The organism is Methylobacterium oryzae (assembly GCF_036441375.1).
GTDB classification, from domain to species: domain Bacteria; phylum Pseudomonadota; class Alphaproteobacteria; order Rhizobiales; family Beijerinckiaceae; genus Methylobacterium; species Methylobacterium oryzae_A.
On sequence record NZ_MLCA01000007.1, the window covers coordinates 122152 to 147898 of the forward strand.

Genomic DNA, 25747 nt, shown 5'->3' on the forward strand with positions numbered 1-25747 from the left:
CCGGTTCAGGTACGGAGTCGTGTTGGTTGCGTCGCAATATAAGGACGCGGGCGCTTGGGCAAGGCCGCTGACCGCATGGGGGCGTCGCGTGGCCGGGAATGCTGGGGGCTAACCCCGAGCGCGGCGTCCGGCCCGCCCGCCGGCGCAGATCAGGCCTGCGCGTCCCCCGCGTCCCCGAATGCCCTATATGACGGCGCGACGACGCTGAGCCCGGCGCCTGCCGTCCGTATCGGGTTGTATTGGATGAAACCGGATCGCTCGGGTAGCGTATCGACCAGGATCAGGCGTCCGGCTGCGGCGATTCGGCCCGCGGGCCGCCAGGGCGGGCTTTCCTCGGAAGGACACGATGCGCGCGCTTGAGCCGCGGCTGTTCCCGTATATCTGGCGCTACTCGAAGGGCGCGCAGCTCCGAATCTGCGCCGTCGTGTTCGCGTCGCTGCCGTTCTATTTCGCCTCGCTCGACCTGCCGAAGCGCATCGTCAACGACGCGATCACCGGGAAGGCCTACGCGCACGGCGAGGCGACCGCGCCCTTCCTCGAGCTCACCGTGGAATGGCCCGCCTTCCTGGGCGGCGGCAAGACGCACCTGTTCGAGGGTTTCCAGCTCGACCGGTTCGAGCTGCTGCTGAGCCTGTCGACCCTGTTCCTCAGCCTCGTCCTGATCAACGGTGCGTTCAAGTTCTGGATCAACCTGCAGAAGGGCATCCTCGGCGAGCGGATGCTGCGCCGCCTGCGCTTCCAGCTGTTCTCGCTGATGCTGCGCTTCTCGCCGGAGACGCAGCGGGAGGTGAAATCCTCCGAGACCGCGACGATCATCCGCGACGAGGTCGAGCCGATCGGCTCCTTCATCGGCGACGCGATCGTGGTGCCGGTGTTCCTGGGCACGCAGGCCGCGACGGCGCTGGCCTTCATCATGATGCAGAACATGTGGCTCGGCATCGCGGCCGGCGGCATGGTCGCCGTCCAGATGATCGTGATCCCGCGGCTGCGGCGGGAGATCATCCGCCTCAGCCGGCAGCGCCAGATCGCGTCCCGCGCCCTCGCCGGCCGCGTCGCCGAGGTGCTCGACGGCCTCCAGGCGGTGCTGCTCAACGATACCGGCCGCTGGGAGCGGGCGGAGATCGGCGGCCGCCTCTACCGGCTCTACGACTTGCGGCTGCGGATCTACCGCCGCAAATTCGCGGTGAAGTACCTCAACAACCTGCTCGCGCAGGTGACGCCGTTCCTGTTCTACGCGATCGGCGGCTACTTCGCCCTGAAGGGCCAGCTCGACATCGGCCAGCTCGTGGCGGTCCTGGCCGCCTATCGCGACCTGCCGCCCCCCCTCAAGGAGCTGATCGACTGGGATCAGCAGCGCCTCGACGTCGAGGTGAAGTACGAGACCGTGGCGGCGCATTTCGGCCCGCAGCGGCTGGTGCCGGCGGAGCACGAATCGGAGCGCGCGGCGCCCCGCCTCGGCAGCCCGCTGCGCCTCGAGGGTCTGCAGCTGCGCGATCCGCAGGGCGGCGCCCTGATCGAGGTCGGCGACGCGGAGGTGCGTCTGCCCGGGCGGATCGCCCTGGTCCCGCCCGGGCCGGTCGCGCAGGACTTCGTCCGGGTCCTCGCCGGGCTGCAATCGCCGCCCGGGGGAACGATCCGGATCGGCGAGCACGACCTCTCCACCCTGCCGCGCCGCGACCACGCGCGCCGCATCGCCTATGCGGGCGTCCAGCCCGTGCTGTTCCCCGGGACGCTGCGCGACAACATCCTCTACGGGCTGCGCGTGCACCCGCTGCGCACCAGCAGCCTCGATCTCAGCAAGACGCGGATCAACGAGGCGGTGAAGACCGGCAATCCCTGCGACAGCGTCGAGGATCCCTGGATCGACTTCGAGCGCCTCGGCGTCCGGGACGCCGGCGAGCTCGACGAGCGCCTGCTCGACCTGCTGGGCCGGCTCGATCTCGGCGACGAGCTCTACCGGTTCGGGCTCGGCGCCCTGAGCTCGGTGGCCCACGACACCCCGGTGGGCCAGCGCATGATCGCCGCGCGGGAGCACTTGCGCGAGCACTTCGCCCAGAAGGGCCTCGCCGACCTCGTGATCCCCTTCGCCCGGGGCCGCTACAACGAGCAGGCCACCGTCGCGGAGAACCTGCTGTTCGGCGTCCCCCGCGACCCGACGCTGACGGACCCGCGCCGCCTGGCCGGCGTCACCCTGTTCCGCGAGGCGCTGGAGAAGGTGAAGCTCCTCGACGAGCTGGACCGGATGGGCGTCGCCATCGCCAGCAATCTCAAGGACATTTTCGCGGACGTGCCGCCGGGCCACCCGCTGTTCCGGCGGTTCTCGCTGATCACCCCGGACGCGCTGCCGGACTACCTGCGCCGGCTCGCGCGCCTGCCCGACGAGGGGCGCCTGAGCGAGGCCGACAGCGTGGCCTTCCTGGCCCTGGCTCTGGCCTATGTCGAGCCGCGGATGCGCTTCGGCCTGCTCGACGAGACCCTGGCCAAGCGGATCGTCGGCGCGCGGGCGGTCGTGCAGGGCTTCATGCACGGCGACGACGGGTGCGACGTCGAATCCTACGACCCGAACCGGATCAACCCGCGCAGCACCGTCCTCGACAACCTGCTCTTCGGCCGCATCGACACGGCGCGGATGCACGGCGAGGCGCTGATCCAGAAGGAGGCCCGCGCGGTGTTCCGGGAGTTCGACCTGGAGCGCCCGATCCAGCGGCGCGGCCTCGAGAAGGAGGTCGGCAACCGCGGGCAGATGCTCGCCGAGCGCGTCCGGGTGCGGGTCGGCCTCGCGCGGGCGATCCTGCGCGACCCGGAGATCCTCGTGATCGACCGGGTGGACGAGCACCTGGAGCGCGGCGTCGACACGCTGCTCGACGTGATCGGGACCGCCCTGCCCCGGGCCAGCCTCGTGGCGAGCCTGTCGCCGGAATCGGATCCGGCCCGGTTCCCCGCGCGCCTGCCCGTTCAGAGTGCCGAGGCGCGCCTGCGCACGGCGGCCGAATGACGTAAGCGTGACCGGTCCGCGCGGGGCGCGGGCGGCGGTTTACAGGCCTGCCCGTCTCCGGCACAGGATGGCACCCCATGCCAACATTCTCGGACGCCACCGCGACCCCGGACCGGACGATCCCGAGCCTCGCCGGGACGCCGCGCGTGGTGCCGCCGCACCGCGCGCCGCCCGAGCGCGAGCTGCCGCTGGCCGCCTACCTGCGCTCGATCCGCGACAACGCGCTCGCGGGCTTCCCCCGGCGCGCCTTCGAGGAGCCGGTCACCCGCCGGGGCCTGCTCGGACGGTCGAGCTTCGTGCTCAACGACCCGGAGGCGATCCGCCGGGTGCTCGTCGAGAATCAGGCGAACTACGCCCGCACCACCGGGACGACCCGGATCCTGCGCCCGATCCTCGGCGACGGGCTCCTGATCAGCGAGGGCTCGGCGTGGCGGCATCAGCGGCGCACCCTGGCGCCGGCCTTCACGCCGCGGGCGATCGACGGTCTGGTGCCTCACATCGCCGCCGCCGTCACCGACGGGATGGAGCGGATCGCCGCCGAGGCCGCGGCGGGGCCGGTCGACCTGTTCACGTCGTTCTACAGGCTCGCCCTCGAGATCGCCGGGCGCGCCATGTTCTCGGTGGGCATGGACGAGCACGGCGCCGAGCTGCGCCAGTTCATCGCCGAGTACGCCGAGCGGATGGGGCGGCCGCACCTCCTCGACATCGTGATCCCCCCGGGCTGGCCGGTGCCCCTCGACTGGTCGCGCCGCCGCTTCCGGCGCCGGTGGATCCCCTTCCTCGACCGGATCATCGCGACGCGCCAGGCGGCGGAGCGGGACGGGTCCCGGTCGGGCGACCTCCTCGACCTGCTCGCGGCCGCGCGCAATCCGGACACCGGCGCGGCCTTCACGCCCGACGAGCTGCGCGACCAAGTCGCCACCATGATCCTGGCGGGCCACGAGACCACCGCCGGCACGCTGTTCTGGGCCGCCTACCTGCTGGCCCTCGCCCCGGAGGTGCAGGAGCGGGTCGCCGCCGAGGCGCGGGCCGCCGACCTGACTGACCCCACCGGCTGCCAGAGCGACGGGCGGCTGCCGCTCACGCGTGCGGTGATCGACGAGACCCTGCGCCTGTACCCGGCGGCCTTCGTGGTCGTCCGGCGCGCGCTCGGCCCGGACAACGTGGCGGGCCACGCGGTGAAGGCGAGCGACATCGTCATGGTGAGCCCCTGGGTGCTGCACCGCCACCGGTCGCTCTGGTCGGATCCGGACGCGTTCGATCCGGGCCGCTTCCTGCCCGGCGCCCCCGCCCCGCGGCGCTTCGCCTACCTGCCCTTCGGGGCCGGCCCGCGGGTCTGCATCGGCGCGCAGTTCGCCCTGAGCGAGGCCGTCCTCTCCCTGGCGCGGGTGCTCCAGCGGTTCCGGCTGGTGCTCGACGAGCGCGAGCCGGTGCTGCCCCAGGCTGTCGTGACGACCCAGCCGGATCGCCCCGCGCGCTTCCGGCTGATCCCCCGCGAGCCGCTCAGCCCCTGATCCCGGTGATCGTCGCCGAGATCGCCCGGGGGTCGCGCATCGGCCAGCGGCCGCTCTCCACCTGCGCTAGGAAGTCGTCCAGCAGGCGGTTGTAGGCGTCCGGCTCCTCGACCGAGAGGGCGTGGCCGGTATTGGGCAGCACGGCGAGGGCCGCGGAGGGGATGACCCGCTTGAGCATCAGGCTCGGGGCGAGGCAGGGCCAGTCCTCGTCTCCGGCGACGATCAGGGTCGGGACGGTCATGCGGCCCAGCTCGTCCGCGAGGTCGTAGAGCGACGGCCGCCCCTTCTGCACGCCGGCCTGTGTGTTGGCCGAGCCGAGGGCCGAGTGCTCGGCGAGCATCCGCTTGAACTCGGCGTGGCCGCGCGGATCCTTGGTCTCGAACTGGACCCGCGTCGGCCCGACGGCGTAGCGCTCCGCGAAAGCCGCCATGCCGTCGCGGAGCAGCATCGCGGCGGTGGCGTCCGCCTCGGCGCGGAACAGGGCCTGCCGCTCGGGCTCCGCGCCGTAGCCGCAGCCGCCGAGGCAGAGCGACAGCGCGCGGTCGGGATGCCGCAGGCCGAAATGCAGGGTCGCGAAGGCGCCCATCGAGATGCCGGCGACGTGGGCCTTCGGCGCGCCGAGATGGTCGAGGATGGCCAGGATGTCGTCGGCCGCGCGCGCCTGCGCGTAGGCCGAGACGGCCTCCGGCACGTCGGAGGGCGGGTAGCCCCGGGCGTTGAACGCGACCGCGCGGTAGCGGCGGCCGAAATGGCGCAGCTGCGCCTCGTAGCTGCGATGATCGCCGGCGAATTCGTGGACGAAGATCAGCGGCGTGCCCTGGCCGCTCTCCTCGTAGTGGAGCCGTATCCCGTCGTCCGTCGTGGCGCTCGGCATGGCGATCCTCTCATCGACCTCCCCCGGGTCTCCGAGATGGCGCGACGGGGCGCCCGGTCGAGAGTCGCGACCGGAGTTCGTGGCGGGCACGACGAAGCCGCACCCGGCGGACCGGGCGCGGCTTGCGATCTTCCGTGCCGGCGGGGACGCTCCCCGCCCGGCTCAAGCGGCCTTCTTGGAGGAGGCCGGCTTGGCGGCCCCCTTGTTGGCGGCGACCTCGGCGAGCTTCGCGGCCAGCTTGGCGTCGAGCTTGCCCGAGGCACCGAGCGGCAGCTCGATGTCGAGGCCGAGGGTCGAGACACCCTCGCCGCGCTCCAGGGTGACCTTCACCTTGTCGGGCTCCACCGCGACGTGGTTGGCGATCACCGCCAGGATCTCCTCCCGGAGCTGGATCACGAGGTCGGGGCGACCCGACTCCGCGCGCTCGTGGGCGAGGATCAGCTGCAGGCGGTCGCGGGCGACCGCGCCGGAGCTGCGCTTCTGGAACAGTCCCAGGATGCTCACGCCGCCCTCCGCATGAACAGCTTGTCGAGGAAGGACTTGCGCTCGACCGGCAGGCTCATCGGCACGGACTCGCCCTTGAGCCGGCGGGCCGCGTCGGCATAGGCCCGCGCCGGGGCGCAGAGCGGGTTGTTCAGCGTCACCGGGCAGCCGAGGTTCGAGGCGCGCAGCACCTCCTGGCTCTCCGGGATGATCGCGAGCAGCGGGATCGACAGGATGTCGAGCACGTCCTCGGTCTTGAGCATGTCGCCGCGGTCGGCCCGCATCGGGTCGTAGCGGGTGAGGATCAGGTGCTTCTCGATGTCCTCGCCCTTCTCCGCCTTGGCGGTCTTGGAATCGAGGAGGCCGATGATCCGGTCGGAGTCGCGCACCGAGGAGACCTCGGGGTTGGTCACGACCACCGCCACGTCGGCGTGGTGCATGGCGAGCTGGGCGCCGCGCTCGATGCCGGCGGGGGAATCGCAGATCACCCAGTCGAACTTCGCGCGCAGCTCGTCCATCACCCGGGCCACGCCCTCATCGGTGAGCGCGTCCTTGTCGCGGGTCTGCGAGGCCGGCAGCAGGTGCAGGGTCTCGAGCCGCTTGTCCTTGATCAGCGCCTGCGGGAGCTTGGCGTCGCCGTTGACCACGTTGATGAGGTCGTAGACGACCCGGCGCTCGGCGCCCATGACGAGGTCGAGGTTGCGCAGGCCGACGTCGAAGTCGACGACGCACACGCTCTGCCCGCCCTGGGCCAGGGCCGCTCCGAGGGCTGCGGTCGTCGTCGTCTTGCCGACGCCGCCCTTGCCCGATGTGACGACGAGAACCTTTGCCACGCGTCGATCTCCCTTAATCCAGGCTTGCCATTCGGATGTTGCCGCCATCGAGCCAGACCTGGGCGGCCTTGCCGCGCAGGGCCGTGCCCATGTCCTCCGCCGTCCGCACGAGGCGGTCGATCCCCAGCAACTCGGGTTCGAATTTGCGGCAGTAGATTCGTGCGCGCGGGTTGCGCGCGGCTCCGGCGATCGCGCGACCGCGCAGGGCGCCGTAGACGTGGATTGAGCCGCCGGCCAGGATCTCGGCCCCGGAGGAGACGGAACCCATGACGGTGACGTCGCCGGTCGGGTTGATGACGCTCTGGCCGGAGCGGACCGAACCCTCGACGGTGATCGAGGTGACCACCTGCGGCTCCGGCTCGGCCGGGACGCTCGGGATCTCGACCTTCTCGGATGGGTGCCCCTTGACCAGCAGCGGCGGGAGACCGTCCGCGACCGCGTCGGCGCCCTCGATGCCCAGGACCGCGATGCCGCGGGCCTTGAGCTCGTTCATGAGCGTCTCGAGCGCGTCCGGCTCCGGCTTGAGCTGGGCGCAGTCCAGGATGACGGCCCGGCCTTTCAGCAGGGTCGGCGAGCGCTTGAGCGCCGCGTCGAGACCCGCGAGCCACTCCGGAAGCGGCGGCTCGGGGCAGAGGGCCAGGGCCTTGAAGGCCCGTCCGCGCAGGCTGAGCGGCCGGGGCGCGGAAGGAGCCGCCGCTCGGGCGGTCTCCGGGTCGATCGGCTCGGGGAGGGTGTCGCTCATGTCCGCCCGTTAAGAGTCCTTACCGGACCATTGACGGCGGGTATGGTTACCGAAGGGTTAAGTTTCTGATCCGGTCGGCAAATTCTGCCGGGATCCTGGTATCGGGGCAGCGGAGGACGGTTTGACGACCCGACGGCGACCGATGCGAGCGGGGTCGCGGGCCGGACCGGCCGGGGTCTTGGACAGGCTGACCGGCCGACGCCGTAGGCCGCTCAGCCCCGCTCGAACAGGTTGAGCTTGATCGCGTCCTCCAGCAGCCGCACCTCGACGGCCTGCCCGCGGAAGGCCGGGTCGAGGTCGTCGGCGGCGCGGTAGAGCCCGTCGATCGCCACGAGCTCCGGCTCGAACCGGCGGCACCAGATCCGCGCCGCCGGGTTCCCGGCAGCCCCGGCGATCGCCCGGCCGCGCAGGGCGCCGTAGACGTGGATCGACCCGCCCGCGATCACCTCGGCGCCCGACGCCACGGCGCCCAGCACCGTGACGTCGCCCTCGAGGTGCAGCACGGTCTGGCCGGAGCGCACGGGCGCGTCGAGGATCAGCGAGCGGGCCGTCTCCCTGGCCTGCGGCTCGGCCGGCGCGGGCGCGTCCGCGGCCGACTCGTCCGGGGCGGCGATCTCCCCCGCGGGCCGCCCGCCCGACAGGGCCGGCGGGGTTCGGGAATCCAGGAGCGACGCCGCCGCGCCCTCGATACCCAGGATCGGGATGTTGCGGGCGGCCAGCTCGGCGAGCAGACCGTCGAGATCCTCGCGGTTGAGCCGCAATCCGGACAGGTCGAGGATCACCGGCCGGCCGGCGAAGAAGTTCGGGGCGCGGCGGTTGAGGGCGTCGAGGTCGCCGAACCAGTCGGCCACCGGGGGTATCGGCGCCAGGACGGTGGCCATGAAGGAGCGGCCGCGGAAGCGGATCGGCGGGCGCGCCGGCTCGGATGTCGGCTGGGTCACGGGCGTGTTCGGTGTGCGCGGAAGGGATCGTCCGCATCCATGGGACGGCACAGCGCCGGGAGCAATCCCGCGAGGCCCGGTGTGACGCCTTGGCGGGCCCGCGGGCGCGTTTCTGTTGTAGAGAGAGCCGGCAGCCGAGCCGGACCGGACCGTTGAGCAGCGCCACCTCGCACGCCCCCACCCCCTTCGTCGTCGATGACCTGACCCGCGCCAACCAGCGGCGGGCGGCCGACCCGCGCGCCTCCGCCTGGGTCTCGGCCAATGCCGGCGCGGGCAAGACCAAGGTCCTCACCGACCGGGTGGTCCGGCTGCTCCTCGACGAGGCGCCGCCCGGCCGGATCCTCTGCCTGACCTTCACCAAGGCCGCCGCGGCCAACATGGCGATCCGCGTCTTCCGGCTCCTCGGCCGCTGGGTGACGCTGGACGACGAGAGCCTCGCGGCCGAGCTCGCGGAGCTCACCGGCGAGCGCGCCGGGCCCGAGCGCCTGCGGCTGGCGCGCCGCCTCTTCGCCCGGGCGGTCGAGACGCCGGGCGGTCTCAAGATCGAGACGCTGCACGCCCTGTGCGAGCGGCTGCTCCACATGTTCCCGTTCGAGGCGAACGTGCCGGCCCGCTTCGTGGTGCTCGACGAGGCCAAGGCCCGGGAACTGTTCGACATCGAGATGGCCAACGTCCTGGCCGACGCCGTCGCGAACGGCGACACGCCGCTCAGCGCCGCGCTCGCGCGGGTCACGCCGGAAGCCACGGGCGACACCCTGCGGGCGGCGATCCGGTCGGCCATGCGGGCGCGGAGCTTCATCGGCGACGCCGCCGGCCTGGAGAAGGCCTTCGGGCGGCTGCACGGGGCGCTGGGACTGGCGGCCGAGGAATCCGCCGAGCGGATCGAGGCCGCGATCCTCGAGGGCGGCCCCGGGTGCCGTCCGGAGGAGCGCGCCGCGCTGGTCGCGGCGCTGCGCACCGGCAAGGCCAACGACGAGAAGCTCGCCGACGCCCTGCAGGCCGCCGAGGCCGAACGGCTCCGCTCGGCGGACCTTCCCGACCGGGCCGAGGCGCTCGCGCTCTACCGCGCGGTCTTCTTCACCCAGAAGGACGAGCCCAAGGCCGACAGCAGCCTCGGGACCAAGGGCGTGCCGGCGGACGTCAAGGCGGCGCTGCTCACCGAGCGGGACCGGCTGGAGCCGCTGTTCGACCGCCTGCGCGCCGCCCGGGCCCACGCCCGCACGCAGGCGCTGTTCCAGATCGCCGCCGAGATCCACCGCCGCGTGGAGGCGCAGAAGGCGCGCCTCGGCGCCCTCGACTTCGACGACCTGATCCACAAGGCGCTGGACCTGCTCGGCCGCGTCGGGGCGGGCTGGGTCCTGTACAAGCTCGACCGCGGGATCGACCACGTCCTCGTCGACGAGGCGCAGGACACGAACCCCGAGCAGTGGGCGATCCTGCGGGCGATCACGCAGGAATTCGCCGCCGGCGAGGGGGCGCGGTCCGGCAGCCGCACGCGCTTCGCGGTGGGCGACCCCAAGCAGTCGATCTACGGTTTCCAGGGCGCGGAGCCGCGGGAATTCGCCCTGACCCGCGCGTCCTGGATCGCGGAATCGCGCTCGGCCGGCCTGACCTTCGAGGACGTGCCGCTCACCCTGTCGTTCCGCTCGACCGGCCTGGTCCTGCGCGCCGTCGACGCGGTCTTCGCCCTCGACGCCCACAACGAGGGCCTGTCCTTCGAGGACACGGTGCGCACGACCGTGCACGCCAGCGCCCGGCCCGGCGCCCCCGGCGCGGTGGAGCTGTGGCCGATCGCGGAGCCGGAGCCCACCGCGGAGCCGGATGCCTGGACCGCCCCCGTGGACGCGCCGGAGACGAGCGCCCCGGCGATCGTCACCGCCCGCCGGGTGGCGCAGGCGGTGCGCGCCTGGACCATCACGGGGGACGCGACCGGTCGGATCTGGCGCCCCGGGGACGTGCTGATCCTAGTCCGGAAGCGCGGGCCCGCCTTCGAGGAGGTGATCCGCGCCCTCAAGAGCCTCGGCGTCCCGGTCGCCGGACAGGACCGGCTCGAGGTCTCCGCCCACATCGCGGTGGCCGACCTCGTCGCCGCCGGCCGGGCCGGCCTCCTGCCGGCCGACGACCTGACCCTCGCCACCGCGCTCAAGACGCCTCTGGTCGGCCTCACCGACGAGGATCTGGTGCGGATCGCGGCCCGCCGCGACCTCGCCGAGACCCTGGAGGACGCCCTGCACCGCCACGCCGCCGCGGGCGATCCGGCGGCCCGGCGCGGGGTCGAGGCCCTGTCGGGCTGGATCGCGCTGGCGGGGCAGCACGGCCCGTTCGGCTTCTACGCGCGGCTCCTCGGGCCGAGGGGCGGCCGGGCGAAGCTGGTGGCCCGCCTCGGCGGCGAGGCCGGGGACGCCATCGACGTGTTCCTCGCCGCCGCTGCCCAGGCCGAGACCGGCGAGGACGCCCCGTCGCTCGGCGGTTTCCTCGCCCGCTACGTCGGCGCCGAGGCCGGGCACACGGTCAAGCGCGACCTCGAATCGGGCCGCGACGAGGTCCGGGTGATGACGGTCCACGGCGCCAAGGGCCTGGAGGCGCCGGTCGTGGTGATCCTCGACGGGTGCGAGCCCCTCGGCCGCAACGACCCGCCCCTCCTGCCGCTCCCGGCGACGGAGATCGCGCTCCCGCCGGTCTGGTCGGGCGGGCGGACGCAGGATTGCGCCGCCACCGACGCGGCGCGGGCGGCCCTGCTCGCCAAGGCTCGCCAGGAGCACAACCGCCTGCTCTACGTTGCCATGACCCGCGCGGCCGACCGCCTGATCGTGGCGCCGTTCCGGGGTCACGAGCGCGAGACCGAGGCCGCGTGGTGCCGGATGATCCGGGCCGGCCTCGAGGCGGCGCTCGGCGCGGGCCGCGCGCTGGATTTCCCCTACGGTCCCGCGACCCTCTGGCAGGACGGCGCCCCGCCGAGTCCCGCTCCCGCCGCGGGGACCCCCTCGGCCAGAGCGGAGGCCGATCCGGAGCCGGACTGGCTGCGCGGCCCGGTCGGACCGGAACCCGCCCTCGCGGCCCTGAACCCGTCCGGCGCCCTGCAGGCGGCGGACGGCGCGCGGGTGCCGCCGCCGCGTCTCGCCGACGCCCAGGCCCGGCGCCGGGGCATCCTCACCCACGCCCTGCTGCAGCACNGGAGACGGCCGGGCGCGCCTTCGTGCGGGCGCGAGCGCCCGGCCTGCCGCGCGCGGCCGCGCCCGCGATCGTCCGGTCGGTGCTCCGGATCATCGAGGCCCCGGAACTGGCGCCGCTCTTCGCCCCGGACGCCCGCGCGGAGGTGGCGCTGTCGGGGCGGGTCCGGGCGGGCGGTACGGACCGGGTGGTTCAGGGACGCGTCGACCGCCTCGCGGTGACGGTGGACACGGTGCATCTCGCCGACTTCAAGACCGGCCGGCCGCCCGAGCCGGGCGCGCCGCTGCCCGAAGCGGAGGCCGGCCAGATCGCCCTCTACGCGCGCCTCCTCGCGCAGATCTATCCGGGCCGGACGATCCGGCCGGTTCTCGTCTGGACCTCGGGCCCGGTGCTCCGCGCCCTCGGACCCGACGACGTCGCGGCGGCCCTGGACCGGATCGGGATCGAGGCGTGACGCGCCGGCCCCTGGCCGCGCGACCGCGCGGCGCCCCACATGCGCGATCGCACATCGCGGCACGCCGGACGACCCAAGAAACCCTGTATCCCGGGCGCCGCCGCCCGGCACCGGAGACCGGACTTCTTGACCGCGCGCAGGGCCGTCGCCAATTCTGACCGGACCGCGCGGGCCTCTGCCCGTTCGACGCTGCCCGACGGGCAGCGGATTCCGAAAGGTGACGTTATGGCGACGGTGAAAGTAACCGACGCGAGCTTCGAGCAGGACGTTCTCAAGTCCGCCGAGCCCGTCGTGGTGGATTTCTGGGCGGAGTGGTGCGGTCCGTGCCGTCAGATCGGCCCCGCCCTCGAGGAGATCGCGACCGACCTGCAGGGCAAGGTGAAGATCGCCAAGGTCAACGTCGACGAGAACCCGCAGATCGCCGCCCAGTACGGCATCCGCTCGATCCCGACGCTGCTGCTCTTCAAGAACGGCGAGCGGGTGGACCAGAAGGTCGGCGCCGCCCCGAAGGGCGACCTGTCGCGCTGGATCGGCGCCCAGACCGCCTGAACCGCCTTCGAGGCCCTGGACGACAAAAAGAAAGCCCGGCCGCGAGGCCGGGCTTTCTCGGTTTCGAGCCCAAGATTATTTTTGAGGGATCCCGGTTCGTGCCGGGATCCCGTATTCCGTCTTAGTACGAGCCGAACTTGTAGTTCAGGCCAGCGCGGACGACCGCGAAGGCGTTCTCGTTCCGGCTGGCGCCGGCGAGCGTGTAAACCGGCACGAGCCCGACCGGGGAGATCGCGGCGCCGACCAGCGGCAGCTGAGCGCGGCCGTTGTTGTTGTCGAGGTTCACGTACAGGCCTTCCACCTTCAGCGTCACGGCCGAGGAGCGGAAGAAGTTCAGGAACGAGTCGGTGGGCAGGGCGTACTCGACACCGCCGCCGACCGTCCAGCCGGTCTTGAAGTCGTTCCGGCGGCCGGCGAAGTTCTGCAGGCCGACGCGGGCGCCGTCATCGGTGCCGGTGGCGTAGGCGAAACCGCCGGTGGCGTACACGAGGGTCCGGTCGAAGGCGTAACCGAGACGACCGCGGACGGTGCCGAAGAAGTCGATGGTGTTGAGCGTGCCGTTGACCGGGATGAAGCCCGGGTTGATCGCCCCGGCGTTCGTGGCGAAGCGGGCGCGACGGCCGAAGTCGAGGTACTGAGCGTCAGCCTCGAAGCCGATCACGGCGCCGTTGCCCGGGCTCAGCTGCCAGTTGTAGCCGATCTGGCCACCGCCCGAGAAACCCTCGCGGCTGTCGTTGCTGTAGGCCAGCGACGAGCCGTTCGGCAGCAGGGCCTGGTAGGGGACGAGACCGCCCGGCACGAGAGCGACCGGGTTGCCGGGCGTCTGCACGAAGCCGCGGTTGGAGTTGCTGCTGGCGTCGAACGCGTAGCCGGCGTTGATACCGAAGTAGGCGCCGGTCCAGGTGAACACCGGAACGGGGGTGAACACCGGCGGCGGCGCGGCGCGGCGCGGCAGATCGGCGGCCGAAGCGGCAGCCGTGAGCGCGGTGAACGCCGCGAGAGAGGTGAGAAGCTTCTTCATTACTGTGATCCCCAGCATAAGCCCGATCGACGGTGAAATTATGCGATCGGGCCCGGCGAGGATGTAGCTTAGCTGCCACAGCGGGAGGAAAGCGTGGCCGTGGGCGGGTCTCCATCCGGGCGATTGCGGCGATTCGACGGATTTTCGAATGCAAAATCCGGATTTCACAGGTCTCCGGCGACCGGCCACTTGATAGAGCGGCCGTGCGCGGCGCGGCCAGACTGGAGACGACTCAGACCGGCGGCGTGTCGTTGGCGGCGAGAACCATGCCGGCCAAGTAGAGCGATCCGCAGATCAGGATTCGCGGCGGGCGCTCGAAGGCGATGTCCCGCACCAGGGCGAGGGCCGCCTCGATGCTCGGCGCCGCGTAGGTCGAGAGGCCGACCTCCTCGCCGATCCGCGCGACCTCCTCGGCCGGGCGCGCGGCCATGGTCCCGGTGATCGGGACGGCCACGAGGGCCCGGGCCAGACCCACGAAGTTGCGCAGGAACCCGTCGGCGTCCTTCGTGCCGAGCAGGCCGACCACGAGGACGAGCGGCACGTCGCTCTTCTCGCCGAGATCCGCCATGGCGGCGGCGAGGATCCGGCCGCCGTCGATGTTGTGGCCGCCGTCGAGCCAGAGCTCGGTGCCGGGATCGAGCTGGGCGGCCAGGCGGCCGCGGCCGAGGCGCTGCAGCCGGCCCGGCCACTCGACCTCGGTCAGTCCCCGCTCCAGGGCCGCCGTCCCGATGTCGCCGAACCCGGCGGCGCGGAGCGCGGTGATCGCCGTTCCGGCATTGACCAGTTGGTGGCGCCCGGCGAGGCGCGGCCGCGGAAGGTCGAACAGGTCGGTCTCGTCCTGGTAGACGAGCCGGCCGCGCTCCTCGTGCACGGAGAAATCCTGGTTGCCCACCAGCACGGGCCCGGCACCGACGGCTTCCGCGCGCCGGCAGAGGACGGCATCGGCCTCGGCGTAATCCTGGGCGGCGATCACCGCGGGGCAACCGCGCTTGAAGATCCCGGCCTTCTCGGTCGCGACCGATTCGACCGTGTCGCCGAGATACTCGGCATGGTCGCGGCCGATCGGCGTCACCACCGCGCAGGCCGGCCGGTCGATGACGTTGGTGGCGTCGAGCCGGCCGCCGAGACCGACTTCCAGAAGCAGCACGTCGGCCGGGCTCTCCGAGAAGAGCAGGAACGCGGCGGCCGTGGTGATCTCGAACATCGTGATCGGCTCGCCCGCGTTCGCGGACTCGCAGCGCCCGAAGGCGTCGGCCAGCCGGTCCTCGTCCACGAAATGGCCGCCGCCGATCCCGCCGATGCGGATCCGCTCGTGGAAGCGCACGAGGTGCGGCGACGTGTAGACGTGGGCGGCCAGGCCCCCGGCCTCCAGGATCGACCGCATGAACGCGATGGTCGAGCCCTTGCCGTTGGTGCCGGCCACGTGGATCACCGGCGGCAGGCGGCGCTCGGGATGGTTGAGCCGCGCGAGCAGCCGCTCGATGCGGCCCAGGGACAGGTCGATGGTGCGGGGGTGGAGCGCCAGGAAGCGCGCCATCAGGGCGTCGGACGAGGCCATCGCCGGGCTCAGGCCGCCTCGGAGGCCGCGGCCGGCGCGCCGGCCTGGGACACGTTGGTCAGGAGGCTGCAGAGACGCACGATCGTCTCCTTGAGCTGGTGCCGGTGGACCACCTGATCGACCATGCCGTGCTCGCGCAGGTACTCCGCCCGCTGGAAGCCGTCCGGCAGCTTCTCCCGGATCGTCTGCTCGATCACCCGCGGTCCCGCGAAGCAGATCAGGGCACCCGGCTCGGCGAGGTGCACGTCGCCCAGCATCGCGTAGGAGGCGGTGACGCCGCCGGTTGTCGGGTTGGTCAGCACCACGATGTAGGGAAGCCGCGCCGCGTTGAGCCGGCGCACCGCCACGGTCGTCCGCGGCATCTGCATCAGGGAGAGGATTCCCTCCTGCATGCGCGCGCCGCCGGAGGCCGCGAACAGCACGTAGGGCGTGCGCTTCTCCAATGCCGTCTCGGCGCCGCGCACGAAGGCCTCGCCCGCCGCCATGCCCAGCGACCCGGCCATGAAGCCGAATTCCTGGGCCGCCAGCGTCATCGGCAGGCCGCCGACCCGGCCGAAGCCGATCTTGAACGCGTCCTGCAGGCCGGTCTTGGCCCGCGCCTCCTTGAGCCGGTCGACGTAGCGCTTCTCGTCGCGGAACTTCAGCGGGTCGGGGGCGACCTCGGGCAGGGCCACGTCGATCCACGTGCCCTCGTCGAACATCATCTTCAGGCGCGCCTGGGCGCCCATCTTCAGGTGATGCTCGGAGCCGGGAATGACCCAGTGATTGGCCTCCACCTCCTTGTGGAACACCATCTGCCCCGTATCCGGGCACTTCACCCAGAGATTCTCGGGCGTCTCGCGCTTGAACAGGGTCTTGATCCGGGGGCGCACCACCTCCGAGATCCAGTTCATCGGTTCGACCATCGACTTGCGTCCGTCCGCTTCAAGCCCGCGCAGATATCAGGTGCGGCGCGCTCCGCCGCCAGGGGTGGCCGGTCCGCCGGTCAGGCGGCCCGGCCGACACCCGCCGACCGCACGCCGGCGGCGAGTTCGCGCACCAGCTCCGTCACCGCCCCGACGCTTCCGGCCTGCGGCCGGCCCTCGCCGTTGAGGGAGCGCACCAGGGCGTCCACGAGCGCGGAGCCGACCACGACGCCGTCGGCGCCCTCGGCGATCGCCGCCGCGTGGGCGCCGGTCTTGACGCCGAAGCCCACGACGACGGGCAGCTCGGTGTGGCGCCGGATGCGGGCGACCGCCTCGGAGACCTTGCCGAAATCCGGCGTGGCCGTCCCGGTGATGCCGGTGATCGACACGTAGTAGACGAAGCCCGCCGTGTTCGCGAGGACGGCCGGCAGGCGCCGCTCGTCGGTGGTCGGCGTGGCGAGGCGGATGAAGGCGAGGCCCTTGCCGAGCGCCGGCAGGCACAGCTCGGCATCCTCCTCGGGCGGCAGATCGACGACGATCAGCCCGTCGACGCCGGCCGCCACCGCGTCGTCGAGGAAGCGGTCGACGCCGTAGGTGTGGATCGGGTTGTAGTAGCCCATCAGCACGACGGGCGTGGTGTCGTTCCCGGCGCGGAAGCGGCGCACGAGGTCGAGCGTGCCCGACACCGTCTGGCCGGCCTTCAGCGCCCGCAGGCCGGCGGCCTGGATCGCCGGACCGTCCGCCATCGGGTCGGTGAACGGCAGGCCGAATTCCAGGATGTCGGCGCCGGCGCCCGGCAAGGCGGTCAGCACCTCCAGCGAGGTCTCGGGATCGGGATCGCCGGACATCACGTAGGTGACGAGGACGGACCGGTTCTCCGCGCGGGCGCGGGCGAAGGTGGCGTCGATGCGGCTCGGCATGGTCGGATGATATTCGCTTCTGCAGGGCCGCCGACGGCCCGGGGTTGCACCCGCGCTACACCAAAGGCGTCGGCCCGTGAAGCGGGCGGCCCGCTCGGCGGCCGTGACCGGGGCCGGCCCCGGACGCCCGCTCGCCCGCGAGATTGCGGCCATGCGCGCGGGCCGGTTGCCGGGGCGGCGGCGGCGGCCTAGCCCTCGCCCATGCCCGAGTCAGCCCTCCCGTCGCGCCCCCTGGCCGCGCTCCTGTTCGACATGGACGGGACGATCATCAGCTCGATCGCCTCCGCGGAGCGGATCTGGTCGCGCTGGGCGGAGGCGCACGGCCTCGACGTGGCGGCCTTCCTGCCAACCATCCACGGCGTGCAATCGGTGGAGACGATCCGGCGGCTGAACCTGCCGGGCATCGATCCCGTCGCCGAGGCCGCCGCGATCACCGAGGCCGAGATGGCGGATGTCGACGACATCGTCGCGATCCCGGGCGCGCGAGCCTTCCTGGAGGCATTGCCGCGCGACCGCTGGGCGATCGTCACCTCGGCGCCGCGGCAGCTGGCGGAGCGCCGTCTCGCGGCGGCCGGCATGCCCGTCCCCGACCTGCTGGTCGCCGCCGAGGATGTGGCGCGCGGCAAGCCCGCCCCGGATTGCTTCCTGATGGCGGCCGAGCGCCTCGGCGTCGCGGCGTCGGACTGCCTCGTCTTCGAGGACGCCCCGGCCGGCATCCGGGCGGCGGAAGCCGCCGGCGCGGGCGTCGTGGTGGTCACCGCGACCCATCGCGAGCCGGTGAGGACCGGCCATCCGGCGATCGCGGACTACATCCGGCTCGGCGTCGCGAAGGCGCAGGACGGCATCCGGGTGACACGCACCGGTTGACGATCCCGGGCTCGGCCGCGTTCCCGCGGTCGGGCGGTCCGATCGATCCGAATCGTGTGATCTCCGCCCCGCGCGGATCCGGTGGCGGCAGGCGTTGACTTTCCCTGTCGGCGGCGCGGCTTTATCCGGTACGGATCCGCGGGGGCAGGAGCAGCGCGCCCATGACCAAGCCCGACGGCGTGCCGCCGAACCTCTTCGAGACCGCCGAGGGACGCCGTCTCGTGGAGGCGCGCTCCGACCCGGCATGGCGCCGCTGGGGGCCGTATCTCAGCGACCGGCAATGGGGCACGGTGCGGGAGGATTACAGCCCGGGAGGCGACGCCTGGGACTACCTGCCCCACGACCACGCCCGGTCCCGCGCCTACCGCTGGGGCGAGGACGGGATCGGCGGCTTCGGCGACCGACACCTGAACTGGTGCCTGTCCCTGGCCCTGTGGAACGGGCGGGACCCGATCCTGAAGGAGCGCCTGTTCGGCCTGACCAACCAGGAAGGCAACCACGGCGAGGACGTCAAGGAACTCTACTACTACCTCGACGGGATCCCGACCCACGCCTTCATGCGGATGCTGTACAAGTACCCGCAGGCGGCCTTCCCCTACGAGCGTCTGGTCCAGGAGAATGCGCGGCGCGGCCTCGACGACCCGGAATTCGAGCTCCTCGACACCGGGCTGTTCGACGCGGGGCGCTACTTCGACGTCGAGATCGCCTACGCCAAGGCCGCGCCCGACGACATCCTGATGCGGGTCACCGCGACCAATCGTGGCCCGGACGCCGCGGACCTGACGCTGCTGCCGCAGCTCTGGGCGCGCAACACGTGGTCGTGGAAGCAGGGCACGCCGAAGCCGGAGCTGATGGCCGGATCGGAGGGGTCGGTCTGGGCCCGCCACCCCGAGATGCCGACCTTCCGCTTCTTCGCGGAGGGGGCGGACGATCTGCTCTTCACCGAGAACGAGACGAACGCGCACCGGCTGTTCGGCAGCGGCCCGGCCGAGGGCTACTACAAGGACGGGATCGACCGCCGCGTCGTGGGCGGCGTCCGGGCCGCTGTCAACGCCCTGTCGGGCACCAAGTGCGCCGCCCGCTACGACCTGCATCTCGGCCCCGGCGAGACCCGGACCCTGCGCCTGCGCCTGCGCGCCGAGACCGCGCCGGGCGAGCCCTTCGCGGATTTCGACGCGGTCTTCGCCGCCCGCGAGGCGGAGGCCCACGATTTCTACGGGGCGCTCCAGGCGCCGATCGCCGATCCCGAGATGCGGCTCGTGCAGCGGCAGGCGCTCGCCGGCATGCTCTGGTCGAAGCAGCTCTACCATTACGACGTGCGCGAGTGGCTCGCCGGCGACCCGGCGCAGCCCGCACCGGCACCGCAGCGGGGGCACGGCCGCAACAGCGACTGGGCGCATCTGCGGGCCAACGACATCATCTCAATGCCGGATGCCTGGGAGTATCCCTGGTTCGCCTCCTGGGATCTCGCTCTCCAGGCGATCGTGTTCGGGCTCATCGACCCGGACTTCGCCAAGAATCAGCTCCTGCTGCTGGTCGACGAAGCCTACACCCACCCGAACGCCGCGCTGCCGGCCTACGAGTGGGGCTTCGGGGACGCCAACCCGCCGGTCCACGCGCTGGCCGCCTGGCGGGTGTTCGAGCTGGACCGGGCGCTGACCGGCAAACCGGACCACGCCTTCCTCAAGCGGATCTTCAACAAGCTGACCCTGAACTTCACGTGGTGGGTCAACCGCAAGGATTCCGACGACCGCAACCTGTTCCAGGGCGGCTTCCTCGGTCTCGACAATATCGGGATCTTCGACCGGTCGAAGCCGGTGGGCGACGGCGCCACGCTGACCCAGTCCGACGCGACGGCCTGGATGGCGACCTACGCGCTCAACCTGATGCGGATCGCCATCGAGCTCGCCCTCGACGACCCGACCTTCGAGGACATGGCGGAGAAGTTCTTCGAGCACTTCCTCCTGATCGCCGGCGCCACCGGCGCGGGCGTGTGGGACGAGCCGGACGGCTTCTTCTACGACGTGATCGAGACCCGCGACGGGGAGCGCCTCCCGATCCGCGCCCGGACCATGGTCGGCCTGATCCCGATCTTCGCGGTGGCGGTGATCAACGAGTGCGACCTCGCGCGGCTGCCGTCCCTGCGGAACCGGATGGTGTTCTTCCTGAAGAACCGCCCGGACCTCGCGACCCTGGTCTCGCGCTGGAACGAGCCCGGCGAGGGCCAGACGGCGCTGCTGTCGCTGCTGCGCGGGCACCGGCTGAAGGCGCTGCTCCACCGCGCCCTCGATCCGAACGAGTTCCTGTCGGATTACGGGCTGCGCGCCGTGTCGCGCGTCTACGCGGACAAGCCGTTCTGCTTCGCGTGGAACGGGCGGGACCTGGGGCTCGCCTACGAGCCGGCCGAGTCGCGCTCGCGCCTGTTCGGCGGCAACTCGAACTGGCGCGGTCCGGTGTGGATGCCGGTCAACTACCTGCTCATCGCCGGGCTGAACCGCTTCCACGACTATTACGGCCCGGATTTCCGGGTCGAGGCGCCGACCGGGTCGGGCCGGACCTACGCGCTCCGGGAGATCGCCGCCCACCTGTCACGGCGCCTGATCAGCCTCTCGACCCGCCGGGCGGACGGGCGCAGGCCGGTCTACGGCGACAGCCGGATCGAGCAGGAGGACCCGCATTTCCGCGACCTCGTCCTGTTCTACGAGTACTATCACGGGGACAGCGGCCGCGGGGTCGGCGCGTCGCACCAGACCGGGTGGTCCGGGCTCGTGGCCCTGCTGATCCAGGAAGTGGCGACCGCGGCCGCCGAGGCGCAGACCCCGGGCTGGCCGTGAGGGCCGGTCGCCGGCCCGGCGCGCCGGCGACCGGAGCCCGCGCTACTCCGCGGCCTGCTGCATCCGCAGGCGCTGCCCCTGACCGATCTGGCGGGAGATCGTCGAGCGGCGGGCGCTGTAGAGCGCCGAGACCAGCGGGTAATCGACGGGCAGGCCCCACTTGGCCCTGTAGGCCTCCGGCGTGAGACCGCGCATCGTCAGGTGCCGCCGCAGGGCCTTGTAGGGCTTGCCGTCCTCGAAGCTGATGAGCGTGTCGGGCCGGATCGAGGCCCGGATCTGCGCCTCGGTCGGCCGGCGGACCTGCGGCTCCGCCGGCTGATCCAGGGCGGTGATCGAGCGGTGTACCTCGGAGAGCAGGTCGGGCAACGTTCCCGCCGGGACGCTGTTGCGCGTGACGTAGGCGCTCAGGATCTTTGCGGCGAGTTCGACGCTCGGCGATGTCATCTGCATGGTCGTCATCTCGATTCTACGTGTTGCGGATGTGGTTCTCGTCGGTTTCCGTCGGGCGCTTCGCCGCCGACGGCCGGTCCATGTCCCTGAGACGGCGCCGGTCCCGGCCGGAGGCGGCGGATGGGCTCATTATGCGCCGCTCCGCCGCCGCTACAACCAAGCCGCGCATTTATCGCGCCGATATTTCTACTTAGGATTGAGATTTAGGGTCAACGGCGAATCAACGGGCGCGTCGTTGTTCCGGCTCAAGTGCGGTATTGAGGACTCACCTGCCCGCCCGGGCGCGAAGGAGAACGCGAACACATGGAGGCCCTGGTCGTCGGAGCCGGCGTCGTCGGGCTCGCCGTCGGGCGGGCGCTCGCGCTGCGCGGACACGCCGTCATCGTGGCGGAAGCCGAGGATGCCTTCGGAACGGGTGTCTCGTCCCGCAGCTCGGAAGTGATCCACGCCGGCATGTACTACCCGAGCGGATCCGAGCGCGCGCGCCACTGCGTCGAGGGAGCCCGCCGGCTATACAACTTTTGCGCGAGTCACGGCGTTCCACACCGCGCCTGCGGCAAGCTGATCGTCGCGTCCGACGACGCGGAGGCCGAGAAGATCGCGGCGATCCGCCGCCAGGGCGAGGCGAACGGTGTCGCCGGCCTGGAGCTCCTCGACGGCGGCGCGGCGCGAAGGCTCGAGCCGAATCTCGCCTGCACGGTGGCGCTGCACTCGCCGCACACGGGTGTCGTGGACAGCCACGCGCTGATGCTCGCCCTGCTCGGCGAGATCGAGGATCACGGCGGCGCGCTCGCCCTGCGCACCCCGGTCGAGCGCCTGACGCGGCGGGACGGCCAGTGGCAGGCCGCGTTCGGCGGCGCCGAGCCGGGCACGATGGCGTTCGACGCGGTGGTCAACGCCGCGAGCTTCGGCGCCCCGGCCCTGGCCGCCGGCACGGAGGGGTACCCGGCCGAGCGCGTCCCGACGCTGCGCCTCGCCCGCGGCAACTACTTCGGCTGCACCGGCAAGCCGGCCTTCTCGCGGCTGATCTACCCGGCGCCGCGCATCGACGGCGGTCTCGGCATCCACCTGACCCTCGACCTCGCCGGCCGCACCCGCTTCGGGCCCGACGTGGAATGGGTCGACGGGTTCGACTACCGGGTCGATCCCCGGCGCGCCGAGGCCTTCTACGGTGCGATCCGGCGCTACTGGCCCGGCCTGCCCGACGGGGCGCTGTACCCGGACTACGCGGGCCTGCGGCCGAAGCTGACCGGGCCCGGCGAGGCGGCGGCCGATTTCCGGATCGACGCGCCGGCCGAGCACGGCCTGCCGGGGATCGTGCACCTGTTCGGGATCGAGAGCCCGGGGCTGACCTCCAGCCTGTCGCTCGCCGAGGCGGTGGCCGACCGGCTCGACGCGTGAGGCCTCAGAACAGCAGGTGCAGCGCCAGGGGTGCGAGGATCGCCGTCAGGAAGGCGTTGAGTCCCATGGCGATGCCCGCGAAGGTTCCGGCCACCTCGCTGACCTGGAAGGCGCGGGCCGTCCCGATGCCGTGGGCCGCGAGCCCGGCCGCGAAGCCGCGGGCGCGCATGTCGCTGATCCGCAGGAGGTTCATCATCGGCGTCACGAGGATCGCCCCGATGATGCCGGTGAGGATCACCAGGATCGCCGTGAGCGTCGGGTCGCCGCCGAGCGCCTCCGCGATGCCCATCGCCACGCCCGAGGTCACCGATTTCGGCGCCAGCGAGACGAGGATCGGCTGCGGGATGTCGAGGAGCCGCGCGAGGCCGATCACCACGGCGAGGGTGGTGGCCGAGCCGGCGGCGAGGGCTGCCAGCATCGGCGCGAGGGCGCGCAGGACGGTCGCACGCCGCTCGTAGAGCGGCATCGCCAGGACCACGGTGGCGGGCCCGAGCAGGAAGTGGACGAACTGCGCGCCCTCGAAATAGGCCCCGTAGGGCGTGCCGGTGATGGCCAGGACCGCGCCGACCAGCGCGACCGTGATGAGGACGGGGTTGGCGATCGGGTGCCGGCCAGTCGCGGCGGCGATCCGGTCCGCCAGGACGTAGGCGGTCAGCGTCACCGTCAGCCACAGGAGCGGCGTCTTGGCGAGGTAGACCCAGAGCGAGAAGTCGCCGCCCACCGGTCAGGGCTCCCCGTCGGGACGGCGCCGCTCGACCAGGGCGGCGACGGCGCGGAAGACCAGGACGGTGACCAGCAGCGACAGCGCCGTCGAGACGACCAGCACGAGGGCCAGCTTGGCGCCCTGCGCGCGCAGCAGGTCGAGGCGGCCGACGACCCCGACTCCGGCCGGGACGAACAGGAGCGACAGGTTCATCAGCAGCCCGCGCGCGGTCGTCTCGAGCGTGCCGTCGGTGAGCGGCTTCGGCAGGACGCGCGGCAGGCCGAGGCGCGGGGTGTCGCGCAGCAGCAGGAACGCGAACATCAGGCCCATGCCGATCACCGGCCCGGGGATCGGAACGCCCGCGCCGCGCGCGAGGGCTTCGCCCAGCAGCTGGGCGAGAAGGATCAGGGCCAGGCTGGCGATCATCGTGGAAGGCCGAGGCTACGCGGCCGCGACGCCCTGCTGACCGCTGCGCCGGGCCGCCGCGACGGCGGCCTCGTCGAAGCCGAGCAGGCGGCCGAGGCGCTCCACCAGGGCCTCCTCGAACTCGTCGACGTGGCCGTCCGCCGCCGCCACCGACCACGCCATGGTCAGCAGCTCCTCGCGCTCGGACCGGTCGGCCTCGTGCGGGATCATCTCCACGAGGCTCGCCACGTCGCGCACCTCCGAATCCATGGCGGCGGCGCGCTCGATCAGCGCCCGCGCCGCGTCCGGACCGTCGGCGTAGTGGCCCTGCACGAGGCGCGAGAGGCGCTCGCTCTCGGCCGGTGCGAGGATCCCGTCGACGCGGGCGACGTGGACGAGGAGCGCGGTGGCCGCGAGATGCGTCTCGTCCACGGCCTCTGGATTGCCGACGCCGAGAGCCTCGGCCGCGTAGGCGCGCAGGCGTGCGATCAGGGACATGGCGGCTCCGGAGGATCGTGCACCGCAACAGTTCGGGCCCCGGAGTCGCGCCGTCAAGCACGCCGCCGCACGTCGCGCCGGACCGTGGCCCGGTTGCATCGCCGGCGCCGCTCTCACGTACGGGCTGCGGCCTCCGACCCCGTCACCAGCGGGGCGAGGATCGCCTCGGCCGCCCGCACGGTCGCGGGCCCGGCCTCGACCGGGGTGCCGGCGCTGAAGGGCGGCGCCGGGGCGTACTCGGCGACGAGCTGCGCGGTGCGGGCGTAGGCCTCCCCGCGCAGCCGCGCGGCGAGCGCCAGCCCGAGATCGAGCCCCGCCGAGACCCCGGCCGCGGTGACGCGGTTGCGGTCGAAGACGACCCGCTCCGCAACCGGCTCGGCGCCCAGCAGCGGCAGCACCGCATCGCGCACACTCCAGTGCGACGTCGCGCGGTAGCCCCGCAGCAGCCCCGCCGCGCCGAGGATCAGCGATCCGGTGCAGACGCTGGCGATCCAGACGGCCCGGGCGGCGCGGTCGCGCAGGAAGGCGAGCAGCGGCGCGTTGCCCATCTGGGCGGGCGTGCCGTCGCCCCCGGGGACGAACAGGACGTCGAGATCCGCCGGGCAGGTGGCGAAGCCGTGGGTCGCCACCAGGACGAGGCCGGTATCGCTCGTCACCGGCCCGGCCTCCGCGCCGACGAGGTGGAGGCTGCCCGGGGCCAGCCCCGCCAGGAAGGTCTGCGGCCCCACGAGGTCGAGGGCGGTCAGGCCCGGATAGACCAGCATCGCGATCCGGACGGGCCGGTCCGGCGGGATCGGCACCGGCTCGCCCGCGGCGACGGCCAGGGCCGGACGGAGCGGCGCGGCCAGGGCGGCGGCGAGCGCGGNGGCGGCGAGCGCGGCGGCGACCAGATCGCGGCGGCGGGTCTCCGGCGCGGTCACGGGCGCGCCGGGCGGGTCACAGGGCCCAGGCCGCGTCGCGGTAGGCGCTGTCCCAGAACTGCCATTCGAGGCGGGTGGCCTGCGTGAAGGCCTGATGCATCCGCGCGCGCTCGGCTTCCGACGCGGCGAGGGCCGCCCGGTCGGTGGCGGCGATCATGGCCGCGACCGCCTCGGCGAAATCCGCACCCGCGTAGGTGTCGATCCAGGCCCGGTAGGGGTTGTCGGGCGCGGCGCGGGCGAAGATGTCGTCGCCGACCGCCTTGTAGATCCAGAAGCAGGGCAGCAGGGCGGCGCAGAGCACCGCGTAGGGCTCGGCGTAGGCGGTGGCCATCAGGTAGCAGACGTAGTGGTCGCAGGCCGGTGTCAGGGGCGTGGCCGCGAAGGTCTCCGGCCCGATATCGTAGTCGCGGAAGAACCCGCCGTGGAGGGCCCGCTCGACGACGATCGCCTCCTGCGCGGCGCGGGAGAACTGCACGATCGCGTCCGGATCCGGCGCCTTCGCGGCGGCCAGGCTCAGCGCCCGGCCGAAGCCGATCAGGTAATGCGCGTCCTGCACGATGTAGTGCCGGAACCGGTCCTGCGGCAGCGTGCCGGCGGCGAGCTCGGCGTTGAACGGCATCGACCGGATGGTCTCGTAGGCGGCCGCGTTGCGTGCCCAGGCCTCCTGCGCGAACGCGCCCGGGGCGCCGGCCATTTCCGGGGACGCCAC

21 protein-coding genes and 1 pseudogene are annotated in these 25747 nt (G+C 72.6%); 7 read left to right on the forward strand and 15 right to left on the reverse strand.

Annotated features, from left to right (window positions below):
* The first annotated feature begins 346 nt into the window (after nucleotides 1-346).
* Nucleotides 347-2995, forward strand: a complete 2649-nt coding sequence (locus MOTC310_RS14830; protein ID WP_331292661.1) for an ABC transporter ATP-binding protein/permease — start codon at nucleotides 347-349, stop codon at nucleotides 2993-2995.
* 77 nt (nucleotides 2996-3072) lie between these two features.
* The gene (locus MOTC310_RS14835) at nucleotides 3073-4509 is read left to right on the forward strand and encodes a cytochrome P450 (RefSeq protein WP_331302329.1); all 1437 of its coding nucleotides are present in this window, start codon (nucleotides 3073-3075) and stop codon (nucleotides 4507-4509) included.
* On the opposite strand, the gene MOTC310_RS14840 is transcribed toward MOTC310_RS14835, so the two are convergent.
* From MOTC310_RS14840 to minC (MOTC310_RS14860), 5 genes are all read right to left on the reverse strand, one after another.
* The gene (locus tag MOTC310_RS14840; RefSeq protein ID WP_331302330.1) at nucleotides 4499-5383 is read right to left on the reverse strand and encodes an alpha/beta fold hydrolase; all 885 of its coding nucleotides are present in this window, start codon (nucleotides 5381-5383) and stop codon (nucleotides 4499-4501) included. The two genes, MOTC310_RS14835 and MOTC310_RS14840, sit on opposite strands and share 11 nt — an antisense overlap.
* A gap of 162 nt (nucleotides 5384-5545) precedes the next feature.
* Nucleotides 5546-5887: a cell division topological specificity factor MinE gene (gene minE, locus MOTC310_RS14845; RefSeq protein WP_100251864.1), complete on the reverse strand. Its 342-nt coding sequence runs from the start codon at nucleotides 5885-5887 to the stop codon at nucleotides 5546-5548.
* Entirely contained in the window at nucleotides 5884-6699 is an 816-nt protein-coding gene (gene minD / locus MOTC310_RS14850) for a septum site-determining protein MinD (protein ID WP_020093046.1), read from the reverse strand. Before minD ends, minE begins: the two co-directional genes overlap by 4 nt.
* Nucleotides 6700-6712: 13 nt before the next feature.
* Nucleotides 6713-7441 carry a septum site-determining protein MinC gene (minC, locus tag MOTC310_RS14855; RefSeq protein WP_012320317.1) on the reverse strand — a complete coding sequence of 243 codons (729 nt, stop codon included), beginning with the start codon at nucleotides 7439-7441 and terminating at the stop codon, nucleotides 6713-6715.
* A 212-nt stretch (nucleotides 7442-7653) separates the two neighbouring features.
* A complete protein-coding gene (gene minC / locus MOTC310_RS14860; RefSeq protein ID WP_331302486.1) occupies nucleotides 7654-8322 on the reverse strand; it encodes a septum site-determining protein MinC in 669 nt (222 codons plus the stop codon).
* 212 nt (nucleotides 8323-8534) lie between these two features.
* On the opposite strand from minC (MOTC310_RS14860), the pseudogene addA reads away from it, so the two are divergent.
* Together addA and trxA are read left to right on the forward strand one after the other, a co-directional pair.
* Nucleotides 8535-12007 (forward strand): annotated as a pseudogene (gene addA, locus MOTC310_RS14865) (double-strand break repair helicase AddA).
* Between the two features lie 225 nt (nucleotides 12008-12232).
* Entirely contained in the window at nucleotides 12233-12556 is a 324-nt protein-coding gene (trxA, locus tag MOTC310_RS14870) for a thioredoxin (RefSeq protein ID WP_010682902.1), read from the forward strand.
* A gap of 121 nt (nucleotides 12557-12677) precedes the next feature.
* Here the strand turns inward: trxA and MOTC310_RS14875 are convergent, their stop codons facing one another.
* The 4 genes from MOTC310_RS14875 to trpA form a co-directional block, all read right to left on the reverse strand.
* Complete coding sequence (locus MOTC310_RS14875) at nucleotides 12678-13577, reverse strand: outer membrane protein (RefSeq protein WP_331292655.1); 900 nt, start codon at nucleotides 13575-13577, stop codon at nucleotides 12678-12680.
* A 232-nt stretch (nucleotides 13578-13809) separates the two neighbouring features.
* Nucleotides 13810-15135 carry a bifunctional folylpolyglutamate synthase/dihydrofolate synthase gene (locus MOTC310_RS14880; protein ID WP_331302331.1) on the reverse strand — a complete coding sequence of 442 codons (1326 nt, stop codon included), beginning with the start codon at nucleotides 15133-15135 and terminating at the stop codon, nucleotides 13810-13812.
* Nucleotides 15136-15143: 8 nt separating this feature from the next.
* Nucleotides 15144-16040: an acetyl-CoA carboxylase, carboxyltransferase subunit beta gene (gene accD / locus MOTC310_RS14885; RefSeq protein ID WP_331302332.1), complete on the reverse strand. Its 897-nt coding sequence runs from the start codon at nucleotides 16038-16040 to the stop codon at nucleotides 15144-15146.
* Between the two features lie 80 nt (nucleotides 16041-16120).
* Nucleotides 16121-16960, reverse strand: a complete 840-nt coding sequence (gene trpA / locus MOTC310_RS14890; protein ID WP_331302333.1) for a tryptophan synthase subunit alpha — start codon at nucleotides 16958-16960, stop codon at nucleotides 16121-16123.
* 201 nt (nucleotides 16961-17161) lie between these two features.
* On the opposite strand from trpA, the gene MOTC310_RS14895 reads away from it, so the two are divergent.
* A complete protein-coding gene (locus tag MOTC310_RS14895) occupies nucleotides 17162-17827 on the forward strand; it encodes an HAD-IA family hydrolase (RefSeq protein ID WP_331302334.1) in 666 nt (221 codons plus the stop codon).
* Nucleotides 17828-17988: 161 nt separating this feature from the next.
* A complete protein-coding gene (locus MOTC310_RS14900; protein WP_331302335.1) occupies nucleotides 17989-20661 on the forward strand; it encodes an MGH1-like glycoside hydrolase domain-containing protein in 2673 nt (890 codons plus the stop codon).
* 42 nt (nucleotides 20662-20703) lie between these two features.
* On the opposite strand, the gene MOTC310_RS14905 is transcribed toward MOTC310_RS14900, so the two are convergent.
* Nucleotides 20704-21111: a Ros/MucR family transcriptional regulator gene (locus MOTC310_RS14905; protein ID WP_331302336.1), complete on the reverse strand. Its 408-nt coding sequence runs from the start codon at nucleotides 21109-21111 to the stop codon at nucleotides 20704-20706.
* Between the two features lie 303 nt (nucleotides 21112-21414).
* Here MOTC310_RS14905 and MOTC310_RS14910 point away from each other — a divergent pair, with 303 nt between their 5' ends.
* Nucleotides 21415-22512, forward strand: coding sequence for an NAD(P)/FAD-dependent oxidoreductase (locus tag MOTC310_RS14910; RefSeq protein ID WP_331302337.1), 1098 nt, complete (start codon nucleotides 21415-21417; stop codon nucleotides 22510-22512).
* Nucleotides 22513-22516: 4 nt separating this feature from the next.
* On the opposite strand, the gene MOTC310_RS14915 is transcribed toward MOTC310_RS14910, so the two are convergent.
* The 5 genes from MOTC310_RS14915 to tenA all read right to left on the reverse strand — a co-directional run bounded on the left by MOTC310_RS14915 (nucleotide 22517) and on the right by tenA (nucleotide 25732).
* Complete coding sequence (locus MOTC310_RS14915) at nucleotides 22517-23233, reverse strand: LrgB family protein (RefSeq protein WP_331292646.1); 717 nt, start codon at nucleotides 23231-23233, stop codon at nucleotides 22517-22519.
* A 3-nt stretch (nucleotides 23234-23236) separates the two neighbouring features.
* On the reverse strand, nucleotides 23237-23641 hold the full coding sequence (locus MOTC310_RS14920) for a CidA/LrgA family protein (protein ID WP_331292645.1): 405 nt from the start codon (nucleotides 23639-23641) through the stop codon (nucleotides 23237-23239).
* 15 nt (nucleotides 23642-23656) lie between these two features.
* The gene (locus MOTC310_RS14925; RefSeq protein WP_331292644.1) at nucleotides 23657-24118 is read right to left on the reverse strand and encodes a tellurite resistance TerB family protein; all 462 of its coding nucleotides are present in this window, start codon (nucleotides 24116-24118) and stop codon (nucleotides 23657-23659) included.
* Between the two features lie 113 nt (nucleotides 24119-24231).
* Nucleotides 24232-25038, reverse strand: a complete 807-nt coding sequence (locus tag MOTC310_RS14930) for a DJ-1/PfpI family protein (protein ID WP_331302338.1) — start codon at nucleotides 25036-25038, stop codon at nucleotides 24232-24234.
* A 16-nt stretch (nucleotides 25039-25054) separates the two neighbouring features.
* Nucleotides 25055-25732, reverse strand: coding sequence for a thiaminase II (gene tenA / locus MOTC310_RS14935; protein WP_331302487.1), 678 nt, complete (start codon nucleotides 25730-25732; stop codon nucleotides 25055-25057).
* Nucleotides 25733-25747: the final 15 nt, after the last annotated feature.

Excerpts from the sequence above, each read along its gene's own strand:
- accD (WP_331302332.1), bottom strand. The coding sequence starts at position 16,040 with ATGGTCGAACCGATGAACTGGATCTCGGAGGTGGTGCGCCCCCGGATC.
- MOTC310_RS14875 (WP_331292655.1), bottom strand. The coding sequence starts at position 13,577 with ATGAAGAAGCTTCTCACCTCTCTCGCGGCGTTCACCGCGCTCACGGCT.
- MOTC310_RS14925 (WP_331292644.1), bottom strand. The coding sequence starts at position 24,118 with ATGTCCCTGATCGCACGCCTGCGCGCCTACGCGGCCGAGGCTCTCGGC.
- trxA (WP_010682902.1), top strand. The coding sequence starts at position 12,233 with ATGGCGACGGTGAAAGTAACCGACGCGAGCTTCGAGCAGGACGTTCTC.
- trpA (WP_331302333.1), bottom strand. The coding sequence starts at position 16,960 with ATGCCGAGCCGCATCGACGCCACCTTCGCCCGCGCCCGCGCGGAGAAC.
- minC (WP_012320317.1), bottom strand. The coding sequence starts at position 7,441 with ATGAGCGACACCCTCCCCGAGCCGATCGACCCGGAGACCGCCCGAGCG.
- MOTC310_RS14910 (WP_331302337.1), top strand. The coding sequence starts at position 21,415 with ATGGAGGCCCTGGTCGTCGGAGCCGGCGTCGTCGGGCTCGCCGTCGGG.
- MOTC310_RS14835 (WP_331302329.1), top strand. The coding sequence starts at position 3,073 with ATGCCAACATTCTCGGACGCCACCGCGACCCCGGACCGGACGATCCCG.
- MOTC310_RS14905 (WP_331302336.1), bottom strand. The coding sequence starts at position 21,111 with ATGCAGATGACATCGCCGAGCGTCGAACTCGCCGCAAAGATCCTGAGC.
- MOTC310_RS14920 (WP_331292645.1), bottom strand. The coding sequence starts at position 23,641 with ATGATCGCCAGCCTGGCCCTGATCCTTCTCGCCCAGCTGCTGGGCGAA.
- MOTC310_RS14880 (WP_331302331.1), bottom strand. The coding sequence starts at position 15,135 with ATGGCCTCGTCCGACGCCCTGATGGCGCGCTTCCTGGCGCTCCACCCC.
- MOTC310_RS14830 (WP_331292661.1), top strand. The coding sequence starts at position 347 with ATGCGCGCGCTTGAGCCGCGGCTGTTCCCGTATATCTGGCGCTACTCG.
- tenA (WP_331302487.1), bottom strand. The coding sequence starts at position 25,732 with ATGGCCGGCGCCCCGGGCGCGTTCGCGCAGGAGGCCTGGGCACGCAAC.
- MOTC310_RS14840 (WP_331302330.1), bottom strand. The coding sequence starts at position 5,383 with ATGCCGAGCGCCACGACGGACGACGGGATACGGCTCCACTACGAGGAG.
- MOTC310_RS14895 (WP_331302334.1), top strand. The coding sequence starts at position 17,162 with ATGCCCGAGTCAGCCCTCCCGTCGCGCCCCCTGGCCGCGCTCCTGTTC.
- minC (WP_331302486.1), bottom strand. The coding sequence starts at position 8,322 with ATGGCCACCGTCCTGGCGCCGATACCCCCGGTGGCCGACTGGTTCGGC.
- MOTC310_RS14900 (WP_331302335.1), top strand. The coding sequence starts at position 17,989 with ATGACCAAGCCCGACGGCGTGCCGCCGAACCTCTTCGAGACCGCCGAG.